This is a genomic window from Maribacter corallii, assembly GCF_047345415.1.
Taxonomy (GTDB): Bacteria; Bacteroidota; Bacteroidia; order Flavobacteriales; family Flavobacteriaceae; genus Maribacter_C.
Window position 1 is genome coordinate 209,855 of sequence record NZ_JBLFEP010000004.1, and the last position, 18,964, is coordinate 228,818.

At 41.7% G+C, this 18,964-nt stretch carries 10 protein-coding genes; 8 read left to right on the top strand and 2 right to left on the bottom strand.

Going from position 1 to position 18,964, the window contains the following annotated elements:
* Both ACKWCA_RS15270 and thrC read left to right on the top strand, forming a co-directional pair.
* The gene (locus ACKWCA_RS15270; RefSeq protein WP_413979073.1) at positions 1 to 930 is read left to right on the top strand and encodes a homoserine kinase; all 930 of its coding nucleotides are present in this window, start codon (positions 1 to 3) and stop codon (positions 928 to 930) included.
* On the top strand, positions 927 to 2,222 hold the full coding sequence (thrC, locus tag ACKWCA_RS15275) for a threonine synthase (protein WP_413979074.1): 1,296 nt from the start codon (positions 927 to 929) through the stop codon (positions 2,220 to 2,222). The genes ACKWCA_RS15270 and thrC overlap by 4 nt, the downstream gene beginning before the upstream one ends.
* Here thrC and ACKWCA_RS15280 read toward each other — a convergent pair.
* Positions 2,219 to 3,832, bottom strand: coding sequence for an aminopeptidase P family protein (locus tag ACKWCA_RS15280; protein WP_413979503.1), 1,614 nt, complete (start codon positions 3,830 to 3,832; stop codon positions 2,219 to 2,221). The genes thrC and ACKWCA_RS15280 overlap by 4 nt on opposite strands.
* 204 nt (positions 3,833 to 4,036) lie before the next feature.
* Between ACKWCA_RS15280 and gcvT the strand changes: the two genes are divergently transcribed.
* The 5 genes from gcvT (at position 4,037) to ACKWCA_RS15305 (ending at position 8,036) form a co-directional block, all read left to right on the top strand.
* On the top strand, positions 4,037 to 5,125 hold the full coding sequence (gcvT, locus tag ACKWCA_RS15285; RefSeq protein WP_413979075.1) for a glycine cleavage system aminomethyltransferase GcvT: 1,089 nt from the start codon (positions 4,037 to 4,039) through the stop codon (positions 5,123 to 5,125).
* On the top strand, positions 5,122 to 6,036 hold the full coding sequence (locus tag ACKWCA_RS15290) for a glutaminase (RefSeq protein WP_413979076.1): 915 nt from the start codon (positions 5,122 to 5,124) through the stop codon (positions 6,034 to 6,036). The genes gcvT and ACKWCA_RS15290 overlap by 4 nt, the downstream gene beginning before the upstream one ends.
* 3 nt (positions 6,037 to 6,039) lie before the next feature.
* Positions 6,040 to 6,861: a sugar nucleotide-binding protein gene (locus ACKWCA_RS15295; RefSeq protein ID WP_413979077.1), complete on the top strand. Its 822-nt coding sequence runs from the start codon at positions 6,040 to 6,042 to the stop codon at positions 6,859 to 6,861.
* A gap of 16 nt (positions 6,862 to 6,877) precedes the next feature.
* A complete protein-coding gene (locus ACKWCA_RS15300) occupies positions 6,878 to 7,165 on the top strand; it encodes a 4a-hydroxytetrahydrobiopterin dehydratase (RefSeq protein ID WP_413979078.1) in 288 nt (95 codons plus the stop codon).
* A gap of 160 nt (positions 7,166 to 7,325) precedes the next feature.
* Positions 7,326 to 8,036, top strand: coding sequence for a YebC/PmpR family DNA-binding transcriptional regulator (locus ACKWCA_RS15305; protein WP_413979079.1), 711 nt, complete (start codon positions 7,326 to 7,328; stop codon positions 8,034 to 8,036).
* 65 nt (positions 8,037 to 8,101) lie between these two features.
* Here the strand turns inward: ACKWCA_RS15305 and ACKWCA_RS15310 are convergent, their stop codons facing one another.
* Complete coding sequence (locus ACKWCA_RS15310; protein ID WP_413979080.1) at positions 8,102 to 17,800, bottom strand: BspA family leucine-rich repeat surface protein; 9,699 nt, start codon at positions 17,798 to 17,800, stop codon at positions 8,102 to 8,104.
* Positions 17,801 to 18,403: 603 nt separating this feature from the next.
* Between ACKWCA_RS15310 and ACKWCA_RS15315 the strand changes: the two genes are divergently transcribed.
* The gene (locus tag ACKWCA_RS15315; RefSeq protein ID WP_413979081.1) at positions 18,404 to 18,907 is read left to right on the top strand and encodes a hypothetical protein; all 504 of its coding nucleotides are present in this window, start codon (positions 18,404 to 18,406) and stop codon (positions 18,905 to 18,907) included.
* The last annotated feature ends 57 nt before the right edge of the window (positions 18,908 to 18,964 follow it).

Sequence of the window (18,964 nt, forward strand, 5' to 3'; positions counted from 1 at the left end):
ATGGAAGCTGTAAAAGTGTTTTGTCCGGCAACGATTGCCAATATCTCCTGTGGATTTGATGTACTTGGCGTCGCCCTAGATAGTATAGGAGATGAAATGGTCGTTCGTAAAACTTCGAAAGAGGGTATTCATATCACAAAAATAGAAGGACAAGACCTCCCTATGGAAACGGCCAAAAATGTGGCCGGAGTGGCCGGAATGGCATTGTTGGAAGACATTGGGCATCAAGGAGGTTTTGAGATCGAGATTTATAAACAGATCAAGGCAGGCAGCGGTATTGGGAGTAGCGCAGCAAGTTCTACCGGAGCGGTTTGGGCCATGAACGAATTATTGGGCAAGCCCTATTCGTCATTGGAACTGGTCAAATTCGCTATGGAAGGAGAGCGCCTTGCCAGTGGTGTCGCACATGCCGACAATGTAGCCCCCGCCCTATTCGGTGGATTCACCTTGGTACGGAGCTATGCCCCTTTGGACATCATCCCGATTCCAAGTCCTAATGAATTATACGCTACCGTTATCCATCCACAAATAGAAGTGAGGACCGCGGATTCACGAAAAATACTGAAAACCAAGATCACACTAGCCGATGGAATAAAACAATGGGGAAATGTCGGTGGGTTGATTGCCGGACTCTTCACCGCGGATTACGACCTCATCGGTCGTTCTTTGGAAGATCATATTGTCGAACCCATCCGGTCGATTTTGATTCCTGGTTTTAATGAGGTAAAATCAGAAGCACTATTGGCAGGAGCTTTGGGTTGTGGCATTTCAGGATCAGGACCTTCTATTTTCAGTTTTAGTAAAGGAAAGCAGACCGCCGAGCAGGTCGGGCAAGCGATGGAAAATGTCTATCGGAACATTGGAGTGGACTACGAAATACATGTTTCGCAGGTCAATTCAAAAGGAATAAAAATAGTAGATCGCATATGAACTTTTATAGCCTAAACCGTACCGCACCAGAGGTTTCTTTTAAAGAAGCCGTCATCAAGGGAATCGCTCCTGATCGAGGATTGTACTTTCCTGAAAGCATCACCCCGCTTCCAACTTCTTTTTTCGAAGGAATAGAAAGTCTATCGAACCACGAAATCGCATTTAATGCCATCCATCAATTTGTCAGTGATGAAATTCCCAATGACGAATTAAGAGCAATTCTAACGAATGTACTCGACTTCGATTTCCCGGTAGTTCAGTTAGAAGAAAATGTGGCGACCCTAGAGCTATTTCACGGCCCTACTATGGCTTTTAAGGATGTTGGCGCCCGTTTCATGGCCAATTGCCTTGGTTACTTCTCAGGGGGAGCTTCACAAAACGTAACCGTTTTGGTCGCCACTTCGGGAGATACCGGCGGAGCTGTCGCCAATGGGTTTTTAGGAGTGCCCGGCGTAAACGTGGTCATTCTCTACCCTAGCGGAAAAGTAAGCGACATTCAAGAGCGCCAATTGACCACTCTTGGGCAAAATATTACAGCGCTGGAGGTCGATGGCACCTTTGACGATTGTCAAAAGATGGTAAAAACAGCCTTTTTGGATGAAGCGCTTTTGACACTTATGCAGTTGACCTCCGCAAATTCGATAAATGTTGCGCGATGGCTCCCACAGTTATTCTATTTTTTGTTTGCGTATAAGCAAGTAAAATCACAAAACATGGAAATCGTTTTTTCGGTACCCAGTGGAAATTTCGGTAATATTTGTGCTGGTATGGTCGCGCAACAATTGGGAATGCCGGTTCAGCACTTCATAGCATCAACGAATGTAAACGATACTGTTCCACGTTTTATGCGTACGCAAGAATACGATCCCAAACCTTCAACCGCGACCATTTCAAATGCAATGGACGTGGGAGATCCGAGCAACTTCATACGCATACGTCATCTTTTCAAGAATGATTTTGAGGCATTGTCCCAAACGCTTTCTTCCTATACCTTTTCGGATATGAAAACCAAAGAGGCCATGCGAAACATCTACGACCATTCAGGATACATTGCAGACCCACATGGGGCAGTTGGCTACTTAGGATTGAAAAAGTACCAAGAAAATCATCCCGATACCTGTGGAGTCTTCTTGGAAACCGCGCATCCGGTAAAGTTTTTGGATGTTGTAGAGGAAACCATTCCTGAAAAAATAAGTATTCCAGCGCAAATTCAAAAGGTCTTGCATCAAAAGAAAAAGTCCATTAAGATCTCTTCATACGAAGAGTTGAAAGCTTTTCTACTACAAGCTTAGTCGAGCTTTGGTAATACAAAATCATCAAGCGGACTCGGTTGCTTCATCACTGCTTCAATGGCTTCAGTTGTTCTTGGAGCCATTCCCGACAAATTCACTGGGCCTTCATCGGTAATTAAGATATCGTCTTCAATGCGTACGGCAATACCCCACCATTTTTCATCACAATCACTTCCTTCGGGAATATAGATTCCTGGTTCGACGGTAATCACGGTATTGGGTTTGAAGGCCCCATAAGTGCCTCGATCATGCACATCCAATCCGAGGTAATGCGAAGTTCCGTGTGGAAAATAGGTTCTGGAATCCGCAGCATCCTCTATTATTCCTAAAGCTAAGAGTCCGTCTGTTACAACCTTACTCGCAGCTTCACCCGGTGCTCGAAATGGCGCCCCCACCACACTTGCTTTGATGCCAGCTTCCTGTGCATCATAGACAATATCGTAAATCTGTTTTTGTTCCGCGGAAAACTTCCCATTCGCAGGTATGGTGCGCGTCACATCGGCCGTATATCCGTGATATTCCGCTCCAAGGTCCATCAATACCAAATCGGTACCTACCTGAGTTTTGTTATTTTCTATATAATGGAGAATACATCCATTGTTTCCCCCGCCGACAATGGAAGGATACCCTTCGTATTCGGCTCCATATTTTTTGTAGACATACTCGTGCACCCCCTGTATTTCGGTCTCCGACATATTAGGATGCATTGCCTTCATCACTTCAATTTGACCAACAGCAGAAATTTCGACCGCCTTTTTCAAAAGCACCAGCTCCTCTTTGGTCTTTGTTTCACGCAACGAACCCATGATTTCGGATAGCAAGGAAGAGTCCAGATTATGGGCCGCCAACTTCAAGGATATCTTTTTTTTGATATCGCTGATTTGTTGATTATCATTCGCTTCTACAAAGTTCTGAAGTAAATCATCTTCCTGGAGCGATTCGTTGAAATCGAGATAACGTCTTAACGTTTGAACTACTTCGGCCCTATTCTCATCCGTAACCGAATTGATCATGCTGTACAGCTGCTGTTTGGTCGTATCATAATCCGACGGATAATTGGTTTTCTCTTTAAAGCTTTTGATCAAATCGAATAGGTCTGCAGTACCCCTTTTATCACGATAATCATTTTCAAAATCGAAAAAAAGGACTTTGTCAAAAGCGCTGAAATCGGTCTTCGAATTTGAAAATTCGGCTCCGTTAAATGCCATTTCAAAACCGAGTAGCGCTTTGGCGCCTTCAGTTCCTAAACGTTTGCCATTCCACTGTTCAGCTTTGGGGTCTCGTTCTTGAACATAGAGCATCTCGTCATAAATAGCACCTGTGTCGTTTTCCTGTACTTCCGAAAATAGAAGCAACACCGCATTGGGCTCTCTATATCCTGTCAAATAATAAAAGTCGGGATCCTGGTGATACACATAATCTACATCATTGGCCCGATTGCGTTCGGCATTCGCAAAAAATACAGCAACAGTATTCGGTGGCATCTTTTCGCGTACGGCGGCCCTTCTTTTCTTATGAAAATCAGCTGACAAAAAATCGGTAGGTGTTTGTTGTCCAAAAACCAATACTGCGGAGAACAATGCCAAAACAGGTAAAAGAAAAGTCTTCATCATCAAGGGTATAATTTCGGCCCAAAATAGGCATTAAAGTTCAGTCCCGCTGTTAAAACCACAACAAAAAAAGCGCCATAAAATCAATACTATTATTTCAACTGTTCCCGACGATCGAATTGACCTAATTTGGAAAACAAAAAAATACCCACGCTTTCCTATCCTTAAATTATTCGATAGCTTTGCCGCATTAAAACAAGAGAAATGAAGAACACCGCCTTAACCTCAACCCATGAGGCTTTGGGTGCCAAAATGGTACCTTTTGCCGGATATAATATGCCTGTTTCTTATGAAGGTGTGAATGTCGAACATGAAACCGTTCGGAACACCCTTGGTGTTTTTGATGTTTCACATATGGGCGAGTTTTTGATTAGTGGACCGAATGCCTTAGGTCTCATTCAAAATGTCACTTCAAATGACGCCTCAAAATTAACCGTCGGTAAAGCCCAGTATAGTTGCCTACCCAATGAAACAGGTGGTATTGTAGATGACCTTATCGTTTATCGGATTAAGGAAGAACAATACCTACTCGTAGTGAATGCTTCGAACATCCAAAAAGATTGGGACCATATCTCGACCTATAATTCAGAGTTCAATGCGGAAATGAGAGATCTTTCCGAAGGATATTCCCTATTGGCCATTCAAGGACCAAAAGCAGTGGAAGCCATGCAGTCTCTAACTTCCGTCGATCTAGCGGAGATCAAGTTCTACAATTTCGTGGTAGCTGATTTTGCAGGTATTGAACATATTATCATATCTGCTACGGGCTATACCGGTTCGGGTGGATTTGAAATCTATTGTAAGAACGAAGAAGTCAAACAGGTATGGGACAAGGTCTTCGAAGCCGGAGCTGAATATGGCATAAAGCCTATTGGCCTGGCCGCCCGGGACACCCTTCGTCTCGAAATGGGCTATTGCCTATACGGCAATGATATCAATGATGAAACCTCGCCTTTTGAAGCCGGTTTGGGATGGATTACCAAATTCACAAAGGACTTTGTCAATAGCGCCGCCCTAGCCAAAGAAAAAGAACACGGCCCTGAACGTAAATTAATCGCTTTCGAATTGGACGATCGTGGTATTCCACGTCATGACTACGACATTGTGGATGGGCAAGGGAAGAAAATCGGTGTCGTAACTTCAGGAACCATGTCCCCATCTATGGGAAAAGGAATCGGACTTGGATATGTGCCGATCATTTTTTCCGAAATAGGGAGTAAAATACATATTCAGATTCGCAAAAAGGCCGTCGCCGCGACGGTCGTGAAACTACCCTTTTATAAAAAACAATGATCAACTATCAAGGAATACTGAACAGCATTTCTGCCGATTGTTCTTTGTCAAAAGATCGTGGTAAAGTCGCTACTTATATTCCTGAGCTTGCCAAAACAGATAGCTCAAAATTTGGCATTCACTTAGTTGATTCCAATAAAAACAACTTTCAGGCCGGAGATAGTGAAACCGTATTCTCCATTCAAAGTATTTCAAAAGTACTATCATTGGCCCAAGCGATGGGTCTTATCGGAGAGACTCTTTGGACACGTTTGGATGTTGAACCTTCCGGTGACCCTTTCAACCATTTGTCGCTATTGGAACTAGAAAATGGAATTCCAAGAAACCCTCTGATCAACGCTGGTGCCATAGTCATCGCTGACATTCTTGTTTCAAATTTGAAAAACCCTAAATCGGATTTTCTTCAGTTTGTTCGGAATTTGGCCGGGGACGATGATATCGATTTTAATCGCGAAGTCGCAGCTTCAGAAAAACGGACCGGTTTTCGAAACTACGCGGCGGCCAATTTATTGAAATCCTATGGCAATTTGAAAAACGATGTGGAGACCGTTCTGGATTTCTACTTTCATCAATGCGCAATTGAAATGAACTGCTCACAATTGACAAAGGCATTCTATCTTTTCATGAATCGAGGAAAATGTCAAAAAGATAAGACCTACCTTACATTGCGACAAGTAAAGCGTATCAATGCCCTGATGCTTACCTGTGGCTTTTACGATGAAGCAGGTGAATTTGCTTTTGAGGTAGGGCTTCCAGGAAAGAGTGGTGTTGGCGGAGGAATCGTTGCCCTATTACCCGAAAAATTCTGTGTCGCCACTTGGTCACCGGGATTGAACACCAAAGGAAATTCCAAATTGGGAATGGAAGCCCTTGAACAATTGACGACAGCAACCGCCCAATCGATATTTTAGGTTTTGGAAGCAAAAAAAATACTCATTTTAGGAGGAAGTGGTTTTTTGGGAAATGCCATTTATAAGGAACTTTGTAATTATTTCGATACCTATGGCACCTATTTTACCGCTCGAAGGACATTCGAAAACAATCAGCAGTTTTTCCGCTACGATATGCAGGAAGATGATGTTTTTGAATTGGTGGATAAAGTCCGCCCACAACTCATCATTTCGGCCCTTAGAGGAAATTTCGCTGCCCAGGTACAAGCACATAAGCATCTGGTAGAGTATATCTCAAAAAGAGACTGCAAACTTTATTTTATTTCGTCGGCCAATGTATTTGATGCCTACAGTAAATACCCCTCATACGAAAATGACAAGACCCTATCGGAAAGTGTTTATGGTCGGTTGAAAATCAAGATCGAAAACATGCTTCTGCGATTACCTGCGAAAAAAATGGCTATCTTAAGGGTACCTATGGTTTTTGGCAATGCCTCACCACGAATCAAAGAGATAAAGAAATTCATTTTGGATAACGAGCCGGTGGAAGTCTTTCCGAATCTGATTCTCAATGTAACCAATGATGACAAATTAACACAGCAGATTCACTATTTGATCAACCGAAACAAAAGTGGAATCTATCATTTGGGAAGCAAGGATCTGGTGCATCATGAAGACTTCATCAAAGAGGTCGTGGATCGTATCGGTAACTTCAATCCCATTTTCAAAAGGGTTTTCACTACGAATGACGAGCGTTATTTGGCCGTTCTTCCCAAGGATAATAAGTTACCCAAGAATCTACAGATCGGCTATCAAGAAATCATCGATCATCATATGATGACATAGAAACAAAAAGAGAATTATGGAAAAACTATCAGATCAACAAATCAATGAATATTTGGGAAAATTAGAGGGCTGGGAGTATGTCGACGGTGCTATTGAAACCTCTTTCGAATTTGCCAATTTTAAAGAAGCCTTCGCCACGATGACGCGAATCGCTTTTGAATGTGAAAAACAAGGCCATCACCCAGATTGGAGCAATGTATACAAAAACCTTCATATTCGGCTGAATACCCATGACGCGGGTGGTGTAACCGAAAAAGACTTCAAGTTGGCACATACGATCGAGGAAATCATCGATGGGGAGTGATATCTCAAGAGTTAGGAGTTAGGAGTTAGGAGTTAGGAGTTAGGAGTTAGGAGTTAGGAGTTAGGAAAAGTATTGAAATAATTCATTCTTTACACCCTGCTTGTGCTTGAACTTGATTTTCTTAAATTTGCTATCGTTCAAATTAAAATAACGATTTACCATGGGAAGAGCTTTTGAGTTTCGAAAAGCACGTAAAATGAAACGGTGGTCCGCTATGTCCAAGGCCTTTACACGCATTGGCAAGGACATTGTTATTGCGGTCAAGGAAGGTGGACCAGACCCGGATGCCAATTCTCGACTACGTGCGGTCATACAGAATGCCAAGGCGGTAAACATGCCCAAGGACAATATCGAGCGTGCCATTAAGCGGGCAAGCGATAAAAATCTAGGGGACTATAAAGAAGTGCTTTTTGAAGGCTATGCTCCACACGGTATTGCCATATTGATAGAAACCGCTACGGACAACAACACCCGAACAGTCGCCAATGTGCGCAGCTATTTTAATAAGTGCAACGGAAGCCTGGGTACTTCAGGTTCGGTAGAATTTATGTTCGACCATACCTGTAATTTTAGAATTCCTTCTGAGGGCATCGACCCGGAGGAGCTTGAATTGGAAATGATCGACTACGGGGCAGAGGAAGTTTTTGTTGATGATGATGGTATTCTGATCTATGCGCCTTTTGAAAGTTTCGGGGCCATTCAAAAAGAATTGGAATCGCGCGAAATTGAAATATTGTCTTCTGGTTTTGAGCGTATTCCACAAGTGACCAAACAACTTTCCGAAGAAGATGCCGCAGATGTGGAGAAACTATTGGAAAAAATTGAGGAAGACGATGATGTGCAGAATGTATATCATACCATGCAGGAGTAACCTTCACGATATATAACCAAAAAAAGGAGGTCGATGGACCTCCTTTTTTTTAGTTAGATTATGTTTTAGCGTTCAATCGCCATTTGCTTTTGATAGGGCACGCCGTTTTCATCATACGTTCTGATGAAATAGATTCCACTTTGCAAGCTTCGTACATCAATTTCGAAAGCACCTTCGATATCCGCTTCCGTTGCGGAAACCGTACGTACTAATCTTCCTGTGGTATCGTATACCATGATGTCGTTCACGAGCTCTACCCCCTCAGGAGATACAAAAGATACCCGAACCTCGTTCACCGCCGGGTTAGGTGACAAACTTAAGATACCCGATAGACTTGCTCCAGACCCCAAGGTGTTAATTGAGGTGGTAGTCACTACCAAGCGTGGCGCATTAAAGGTCTCATCGGAAGCGAAGGCCATATCGTTGCCACTACTTTGCTTCACGATCAAGGTCAGTTCGCCTCCTGTGGATAAAGAAGCAACATCCAAATTCCAGACTTTGGCCTGCCCTACCGCATGTGATCCGCCTATGGCAGCCAGTGCAACTCCTACACCGAGTGGTTTGTTGCTACCGTTTAGGCCAGTTTCGGTCCAGTTTGAATTACTTCCCAAGAAAACCTCAACAGTTCCGTTACCCGGGTCGCTCGCTACCTGCATCTCCAATCGGGCCTCAGTTATTGAACCGGAGAAGTCGCTCAAATCAAACTTGAGATACGTCTCTCTTATTCCCTTTTCAACGCGTAGCAAAGGACCATTGGGTTGGGGATTATTGGCTCGCTGAAGGTAGGTCGCATGAATCAGGTCGGCTTCTCCTTCTACAACAAGACTACAATCTGTGGCCTTGCCCCCATCAGTAATAATCCAATCAAAATCGTCGATCAACTTTTGTCGGGCCACTTCACCAAGGCAGTATTGACTGTTACCGCCATCAAATTCTACTCCGTTTTGAAGCGATTGCGTACTCCAACCTTGCAAGGTTTTGTCATAATTCTCTACCGATAAAGCAGTGGAGCCGAATATTCTTCTCATTGAAGTTACTGAACTGACATCCCAAGCCCCAAGATTTTGGTCAAAAACAGTGGTTTCTCCAAACATTGAATTCATAGTCGCCACCGAACTGGTGTCCCAACTGCTGATATCCTGATTAAATGCGTCAGAATCATAGAACATTGAATTCATATTCGTCACCGAACCAGTATCCCAACCACTGATATCTTGGTTAAAGGACACTGCAAAAGGAAAGAGGCTATCCATATTGGTGACCGAACTTGTATCCCAACTACCGATATCTTGGTTAAATGCGGTTGTCTCGATGAACATTCCCCCCATATCCACCACAGAACTAGTATCCCAAGCCCCAATATTCTGATTGAATTCAATGGTATACATAAACATTCTATTCATGTTCGTAACGGACCCTGTATCCCAACGGCCTATATCTTGGTTGAAGATATTTGTGAAAGCAAACATTTCACGCATATTGGTCGCAGCACTCGTATCCCATTCATTGAAACTATCGTTTCCTTTTAAGGATGCGCATGAGTCGAACATTCCACTTAAGTCAGTAACATTTGACAAATCCGGTACATCAAGTGCCACGACATCCAGATATGCACATGCTGCAAAAGCCGACGCCATACTTGACCATTTTGTAGAACCCCATTGATTCACCTCGATTATCTTCTGCAATCCCACGAAGTGAATTCTTGGAAAAGAGCCTGAAATGGAAACCTTATAAATGCCTACCTCTGGATAAGTATGGGTGATATCGCCCGTAACTCCCGAGTCAGAAGTACCATCGCCCCAATGTACCGTATAGGCATAACTTTCCTCCTGATGGGTTTTTATGGTAATTTGATTATCCGATCCTTCTAAAAATCCGGGATTATCCGTTTTCCAAGTAGTGACAAATGGACGTTGCGGTTCAGGAACCGTACTGTATGAAACAAATAGTTTTGGTGCGTTTACTGTCTCATCGGATGCAAATGCCACATCATTGCCTCCACTTTGTTTGATAATCAAGGTCAAGGTATCATCCGTGGATAAACTTCCAACGTCAAGGTTCCACACCTTGGTTTGACCTACGGTGTGCCCTCCAGTAATGGCAGCAAGTGCATTCCCTACAGCCATGGGTTTATTTCCTCCATTCAATCCGGTCTCGGTCCATTCCGAGCTGCTCCCTAAAAACACTTGCAGGTTTCCATTTCCTGGATCGCTAGCCACTTGCATTTCTAAACGGGCTTCGGTAATAGTACCATTAATGTTACTCATATCGAATTTAAGGTAGGTTTCTCGATTCCCTTTCTCCACACGCAGAATGGGCCCCAAAGGCTTAGGGTTCTTAGAACCTTCTAGGTAAGTAGCGGCTAGAAGATCCGCACTGACCTCTACTGTTCCGGTACAGGCTGCCCTTGCAGCTGTCTCATCCATACAGGCTCCAGTATTGCCCGAAATCGTGACCGCACCCATCACTATGGTTTCCGAATCACAGACCGCGTCAATGGCACAATCTGATAAGGCTCGGTTTCCGATAATAATCACATCCCCACCTATGAAGTTCACATTAGTGAGTCCACCGAGATTGGTCAACATATAGTTGTCAATAATACTTAAACCAAACATATTGGTAACTGAAGACAGGCCATCCACGTTTTCCAGTGCTGGATTGGACTGTATGGTTAGGAAAGACCCCAGACCATCTAAATTAGATAGCCCGTCTAGGTTGGTCAAGGCTTGATTTGATACCACGATCAAATCATTATCAATAATAACCAGTGATGACAGCCCATCAAGATTTGTTAAAGAGGCATTATTCCGTATAATTAAAGAATCGGAGATAACCAATAATAAGGACAGCCCTTCAAGGCTACGCAATGAAATGTTGTTTTCTATTATTAAATCCCCGAATACCCGAGTTAGCGCATTTAGCCCGTCAATATCAATCAAAGACGGATTACCTGATATTGAAAGTCTACTGATAGAATTTAATAAAGACAACCCATTAACATTGGTAAGTTGGTCATTCTCAATGATACTTAATTGGTTCAATGAGGTTATGGAAGATAGGCCATCTATATCCTCTAACAATGCATTATTCTGAATTAATAGTGAAGTTCCGACATCGCTTACCGAAGATAGTCCGTCCAGATTGGTGACCTGCGTATTAACAATATTTAAAACACCCCCAACAAAGCTCAACCCTGAGAGACCATCCAAGTTAACAATGTCTGGACCTTCAATTCGGATACCTCCTTCAAACGTACAATTCACAATATCGTATGTTATGGCAAAATCATCAACCTGCTGTTGCGTATTCATTATGATTTCTGTTGTCGGACAAGGGTTGCAATCCATAGAAATTCCGCTATCGGTAATAATCCAACCAAAGTCATCGATGAGTCTTTGACGGGCGTTTTCAGCTAGGCAATATTGATTATTCTGCGCTCCTAACATAACATTGTCTTTTAATAAAGAGGATTCGCCCCAACCTATCAATATTTTGTCATAATTATCGTTTGACAAACCTGACCTATTGAACATTCTATCCATATTCTCTACCTTTGAAATGTCCCAATTGCTCAAATCTTGGTTCATTGAGGAAGCATGTATGAACATACTGTTCATATTTCTTACATTACTTACATCCCAAGAAGATATGTCTTGATTAAATACTGAGGCCAACGCGAACATATTGTACATTAAGTCAACATCACTAACATCCCAATTATCAAGAGGCTGATTAAATTTGGTTGCACCATGAAACATATAAGCGGTGTTATCTACCCTAGACATGTCCCAGGAGTTAATTGTCTCGTTTCCTACAAATGAAGTGCATTCAGAAAACATACCAAACAAATTTGGTCCTTGAGAAAAATCTGGAATATCTGTTGCCCTTACGTCCAGATTATTACATCCCGCGAATGCAAGTCCAAGCCAAGTCCATTTTATATCACCCCACTGATCAATGGAAATAATTTTATCATCGTCTCGCAACCTTGCATTTCCTCCATTGTTAAAGTACATACCCGGAAATGAGCCCGTAATAGAAACTTGGTATGTGCCAGGTAAAATATAGGTATGGTCAATGTCTCCCTTAACCCCAGTATTTACCGTACCATCTCCCCAATCAACGTTATAATCATTATTTTCTCCAATAGTATAGATGGTTATTTGATTATCCTCAGAAACTCCAGGATTATCCGTTTTCCAAGTGGTGATAAACGGGCGTTGCGGTTCTTCGCAGTCTACGGCCTTCCCTCCATCGGTAATGGTCCAACCAAAATCATCGATGAGTTTTTGACGAGCTGCTTCAGCATTGCAATACTGGGCATCGGCATCTAGTCTGACCCCCGGTTGAACGGTTTGATCACTCCATCCGATAAGGATTTTATCATAGTTCTCGTTTGTTAGAGCACTTTGATCAAACATTCCACTCATCTCCTCAACCTTTGATATGTTCCAAGTACTTAAATCCTGATCGAAATTTTTAGTTCCACTGAACATAATTTTCATATCAGTTACATTGGCAACGTTCCATTGGGTTATATCTTGATTAAAAGGTGTGGTAGCGAACATTCCCATCATAGCCGAAACCTTGGAAACATCCCATTGCTCGATACTTTGGTCAAATTGGGTAGACGCAAACATATAGCTCATATCTTCAATATTGGAAACATCCCAGGTTCCCATTGATGGATGACCTTGCATTATTGAACAACCTCCAAATACTCTAGACATACTTACTACTCTTGTTAGATTCGGAACATCTTCCGCTAAGATTTCCATTTCACTACCCCATTCAAAGGCTCTTTTCATGGTAAGCCATTCCATATCTCCCCATTGATCGATAGAGATTAACTTACGGGCATCATCCCTTGTGGTCAAATCAAATTCATTTTGAAGGAGAAAAGCGGGAAAGTCCCCTGAAATGGATACTTGATATATTCCTGGATTCTCATAGGTATGAACGACCTTATCTGTAAGGTTAGACGAAGAAGTGCCATCGCCCCAGTCTACGGCATAGTGATAGGTGTAGCCTTCATCAGTATTCACTAGTATGGTAATCTGATTGTCCTCAGAACTTCCAGGGTTATCAGTTTTCCAAGTAGTTATAAAAGGCCTTTGTTCCGAACAGTCGACTGTCTTACCACCATCGGTAATCGTCCAACCAAAATCGGCCATTATTTTTTGACGAGCCTCTTCAGCTAGGCAGAATTGGCTGTTACCGCCATCGAATGTCACTCCGCTTTGGAGTTGCTGTGCACTCCAGCCAATTAACAAGCTATCATAATTATAGGTAGAAATATCCACGCCTAAAAACATTTGACTCATATTGTTTGCGTTCTCTACTTTCCATTTACCTAAATCTTGGTCAAATGATGTGGCGCCAAAAAACATCCGGTCAAAGTCAGTGACCTGAGAGACATCCCAGCCTCCTATATTTTGGTTAAATAACTCGGCCCCGAGGAACATGGTTGACATCGTAGTTACATTTCCGACATCCCAACTCCCAATATCTTGATTAAATGACTTGGCACTGCTAAACATTTGCCCCATTTGAGCGACGTTACCCACATCCCAATTTCCTATATTTTGATTAAATGAAGTTGCGTCAGTAAACATTCCGAACATTGAATTAACAAGGCTTGTATTCCAGTCTCCGATATTTTGATTAAAAGATGTCGCTCCACCAAACACACCGTTCATAATGGTGACACTTGCGGTATTCCAACTTCCAATATCTTGATTGAAGAATTTGGCGTTGCCAAACATAGATTCCATATTTTGTACATTGCCCACATCCCAAGAGCCAATGGACTGATTAAAATTTGATGCTTGAAACATTCTAGCCATGCTCGTAACATTCGAGACATTCCAATTACCTATTGGCTGGTCAAATTGAGTCGATAGACTGAACATTTGATCCGTATTTGTAATAGATGATAAATCCCAATCATTAATGCTCTGATTATATACTAAAGATGATGTTCCCAAAAACATACTATGCAAGCTTGTTACGTTAGATAAATTTGGGATATCCGTAGCTACTACATCCATTTTAGAACATTCCATAAATGCAAACACCATTGATTTCCACTCAATATCACCCCATTGATTAACAAACAGAAGTTTTTCATTGTCCTTTTCACCATTCAAACTAAAAAAGGAAATTCCCGGAAATTCTCCTGAAATTGAAACCTGATACGTACCAGAGGACTCATATGTATGCGTGATATCACCCGTAACCCCGGAATTAGAAGTACCATCGCCCCAATCCACGGCATAGTTATATACTTCACCTTCAAAAGTCGGTATGGTGATTTGATTATCTTCCGAACTACCAGGGTTGTCCGTTTTCCAGGTAGTGATAAAAGGGAAAAAACCAATTTTTGTCTTAAAATTGTATTCATCTCCTGAAGTGCCCATAAAATCATTCCCAGATAAGTCTTCGATTACATTATAGTTTATCTGAAGATTATACTCCGTATCATACTTAAGTCGTTCAGGAAAATTAATCGTAACTGTATTATCATTAAATATGACATTTGAATTAGGTACAGCTAAACTTTGGGTTGGTCCATTTGCTTGAGTACCCCTTTCCCATAAATATATCCACCCTACAGCAGCCTGAACAGGCTCATCGAATGTTAAAACAAAACTTGAATCAATATCGACGTCTGTAGCATTGTCCATTGGACTTAAGGCAACCAGCTGAGGATCATCTTGATCTTCTGTACTGATCGTTGAAAAATTCCAAGTCGTAGCATCATTAAACCCAACAAAAGAATTGCCTGACAAATCTTGAAAAGCATCATCTTCAATTTCTAAATGATAGCTCACATTTGGGTTTAAACCACCACCCCTAGGAATGGTTACCGTACTACCATTGATGTAAGAAATAGCAGTTACAATAATTCTGCTACCCAATTCTCCAACATTGGAATCATCCACCCAAATTACATCTCCCGATCCTTTTTGAACAGGTTTGTCAAAAGTGAATGAGATTTGAGAATCTAAAGGCACCTCAACAGCGTTATCGGCAGGGTTTAAGGAAACTATTACAGGTCCGTTTGCACACCTTAAACCAGCATCATTTATAATCCAACCGTATGTGTCAATAATATTTTCTCGGGCGGCTTCACTCAAGCAGTATTGACTGTCTCCAGCATCAAGGGTTACGCCATTTTGAAGTTCTTGAGCACTCCAACCAATTAAGGTCGAATCGTAATTTGACGTAGACATACCTGACTGGAAAAACATATTCGACATGGATGTGGTTTTACCGACACTCCAGTTACCCAAATTTTGGTCGAAAGCAACGGCTCTGTAAAACGTTCCTGAAAAATCAGTTACATTTGATGTGCTCCATTGACTTATATTCTGATCGAAAGAATCTGCCTCAAAAAACATACTGGACATGTCTTGAAGGGTTTTTGTCTCCCAGTCTTTGAAGGTTTCGTTTCCGACCAAATTTGAACAATACGCAAACATTCTAGCAGCACTTTCCACATTCGAAAGATCTGGAATATCTTGAGCCAAAACTTCCATATTTCTACAGCCGGCGAATGCTCCTTCCATTGATTCCCAATCAATATCGCCCCATTGGTCCACTGAAAGTAATTTTTGGGCATCCCCATTATTCTCGAAATCAATACCGGGAAAATCACCTGTTATTTTAATGGTGTAAGTTCCGGGTTGCTGATATCTATAACTTGTATTCCCGGAAACACCTCCGTAAATAGAACCGGCACCCCAGTCCACATCGTAATATGCTGACTCCCCAGGAGTAGTCTTAATCGAGAAGGTTCGATCATCAGAAGTACCCGGATTGTCGGTTTTAATTCTCATGACAAACGCCCTTGGCACACTATCCAAAATTTTGAAATTCAAAACCAATGGATTTCCTTCACTACCTGTCAATCCATCTTCCGCAAAAGGCGTTACTTTTAAGGTATAATTTCCATTTTCCAAAGTGCTACCCAAATAATCAGATTCATTTGTCCCGAATAGTGTATATGGTAACTCATTACTCGTCTGAACGATATTGGCTCCATCGCTTAGTTCTATTTTTACACTTTCTACATTTGTGGAAGTGATTATCTCAAAATTCAACAAATCTGAAGGTAATGAACCTGAAATGATCTGCATGTTGTCTCGCAGCCTGTACACAGGTTGATTATTTTGGGCATCTATTAACATAACTCCTTCTACATAGAGGCCTGAATTGCAAGACTTTCCTCCATCGGTAATTTGCCAACCCCAATTATCAATCAAATTCTGTCTAGCGTTTTCACCATCGCAATACTCACTGATTCCGGCACCAAAATCCACATCTCTTTTTAGGTTTGGCAAGGCGCCCCAACCCATTAAAAGTTTGTCATAGTTGTCCTGAGAAAGCTTTACCCGATTTAACATGCTAGGCATTCTAAAGACATTTTGAACATTCCATTCACTGAGATCCTGATCAAAGGCCAACGCTCCCGAAAACATGTGTGACATCGATTCCGCTCGACTTACATTCCACCTAGAAAGATCTTGGTTGAATGATCGAGCTTCGTTAAATGCATACCCTAAGTGTTTTACATTGCTAACGTCCCACTCTGAAATATCTTGATTAAATGCATAGGCATGGGAGAACAAATCAATTAGTGCCTCTATGTTGCTTACATCCCAATCTCCAATTTGCCCGTTAAAGTTAGTAGCGCGTTCAAAAACACTGTCTAAACTTCTCACTTTCGGAAATCTCCATGCGCCAATATCTTGATTAAAGGAAGAAGCATAGGCGAACATATCGTTCATTTCATCCACATTTCTTAAATCCCAAGCACCGACATCCTGATTGAATGAACCTGCTCTATAAAACATGTATGAAATATCTACAACGTTTTCCATATTCCAATCATTGAAATATTCATTCCCAACAAGATTCGAGCAGGAAGCAAAAGCCGCCGAAAAAGAATCAACATTAGTGAGATCAGGAATATCTTGGGCAACGATATCCAAATTCTCACAAGAACTAAAGGCCGCCGCAAAGGTTTTCCACTCAATATCGCCCCAACTATTCACTTCCAAAATCTTGTGTGCATCCCCAGGTCGATCGGAAATTTCCGATCCATTACCGCCAAACCATATTCTAGGGAAGCTCCCAAAAATGGAAACCCGATAGATTCCCGGTGTGACATAGGTATGTGTTATATCCCCACTGACTCCGGTGCTTTGTGTACCATCACCCCAATCCACCGAATAATCATACACCATATCATTCTTCGTGGGAATCGTTATCTGGTTGTCACCAGAAGCTCCGGGATTATCTGTTTTCCAAGTAGTTATAAATGGCCGCTGTATGGGTATTTCAACCATCTTGAAGTTGATAAGAAGACGTTGGCCTTTGATTCCACCTCCACTTACTTCTGAAAAAGGAACTCCTAATAACGTATACGAGCCTTCCGGAAATACTTGACCCTCATAATCTCCTGCTGGAAAATCCCCATATAGGGCGTACGGTGCAGCACTTTCTGTCATTGTATTGGTCAAGGTACCCGTCAGTTTTAGGCGAACACTTTTTACTTCGTTCGAAGTATTCGCCCGGATATTGAATTCAACGCCCGGATACTCCAATAAATTGATCTCCGTACCCTCTGAGATTTCTAAGATATCGTCATTGCTATCAGCGTTAACTAAGGTAAAACTGGTGATTGTAGGATCTTGGGAAAATAGACCAACGGAAAAAAGAAAACTAAAAAAAAGTAACGTAATTTTTTTCATAAATAATAATTGATGAGAGGCTGTGTGCCCCGAATGGGTGGTTAAAAAAAATAGGTAGAACAAAATCTTGCTAAAAACCGAAAAAAGTCTGCTTAGAAAACTCCGTTGAAAATGGGAAAGAAATATTTTTACATTTAAAACTTAGGAAGGAGCTTTTCATATTGATTTGGTTTTTATGCGACAAAAAGAACATTAATTTCTTACAAATCATAGCGAAGTACTTAAATGATCCTGAGACCATAGCTTTAACTAGACGATTTACGGAATATATCGTTGTAAAACATTTACAGATACAACATGTGGCTCATATGCCTAAAACCTCATGACATCGATGTCACCTTCTTGTTGCAACTAAACTCTTCTAAATTGAGTCACTTCAAACAAGTCAGGGACCTCTCAACAACCAAATGCATGGACTCAAAATCAAAATAAACTTCCATAGATAACGGCTTTATAACGCCTGTATTGCCTTGCTTCATCGATAAAGTGCATGATTCTTTCGATTAATGGTATTCAGACCAAACGCATTTACAATAATCGATTGGAAAAGGGGTTTTGTAAATAAGGCTGTCATCGAACGACTTAATCCGTAAAGAATTCCTTATGCGTAAATTCCTATTCCTTTTTATATTTTTCTCAGTTGTTCACATATCACATCTGAAGGCCCAAACGATGTCACCTGAAAAACTTCAGGAACTCATTTCACAGGTATCCGATACTTTAATGGTCAATGGCAATTCCATTCAGTTTCTATATCAAGAGACCCCTTTGATCTGTGTTTATGATGCCAATGCCAACCGTATGCGCATCATCACTCCGATTATCGAAACAAAGGAACTTGAAGAAGAACAACTACTGAATATGCTCGTAGCCAACTTCCACTCCGCCCTGGATGTGAAATACGCTTTGAGCGATGAGATCATTTGGTCAGTGTTCATCCATCCGTTGAAAGAACTATCGGACCATCAGGTATTGGATGCCATCGACCAAGTCTATTCGGCAGCGGCGACATTTGGCACCACCTATTCAAGTACCAGTTTGGTATTTCCCGGAAATACGAAAAAGAAAGAAAGCCCAAAACAAAAAAAGCTAATCAAAAGAGGATGAAGCTTAATGATATAAGAAGCCCCTTGCACATGATGCAAGGGGCTTTCTTATTTGAAT

Coding starts and splice junctions, on each gene's coding strand:
- ACKWCA_RS15315 (WP_413979081.1), top strand. CDS start 18,404: ATGCGTAAATTCCTATTCCTTTTTATATTTTTCTCAGTTGTTCACATA.
- ACKWCA_RS15310 (WP_413979080.1), bottom strand. CDS start 17,800: ATGAAAAAAATTACGTTACTTTTTTTTAGTTTTCTTTTTTCCGTTGGT.
- ACKWCA_RS15280 (WP_413979503.1), bottom strand. CDS start 3,832: ATGAAGACTTTTCTTTTACCTGTTTTGGCATTGTTCTCCGCAGTATTG.
- ACKWCA_RS15300 (WP_413979078.1), top strand. CDS start 6,878: ATGGAAAAACTATCAGATCAACAAATCAATGAATATTTGGGAAAATTA.
- gcvT (WP_413979075.1), top strand. CDS start 4,037: ATGAAGAACACCGCCTTAACCTCAACCCATGAGGCTTTGGGTGCCAAA.
- ACKWCA_RS15305 (WP_413979079.1), top strand. CDS start 7,326: ATGGGAAGAGCTTTTGAGTTTCGAAAAGCACGTAAAATGAAACGGTGG.
- thrC (WP_413979074.1), top strand. CDS start 927: ATGAACTTTTATAGCCTAAACCGTACCGCACCAGAGGTTTCTTTTAAA.
- ACKWCA_RS15290 (WP_413979076.1), top strand. CDS start 5,122: ATGATCAACTATCAAGGAATACTGAACAGCATTTCTGCCGATTGTTCT.
- ACKWCA_RS15270 (WP_413979073.1), top strand. CDS start 1: ATGGAAGCTGTAAAAGTGTTTTGTCCGGCAACGATTGCCAATATCTCC.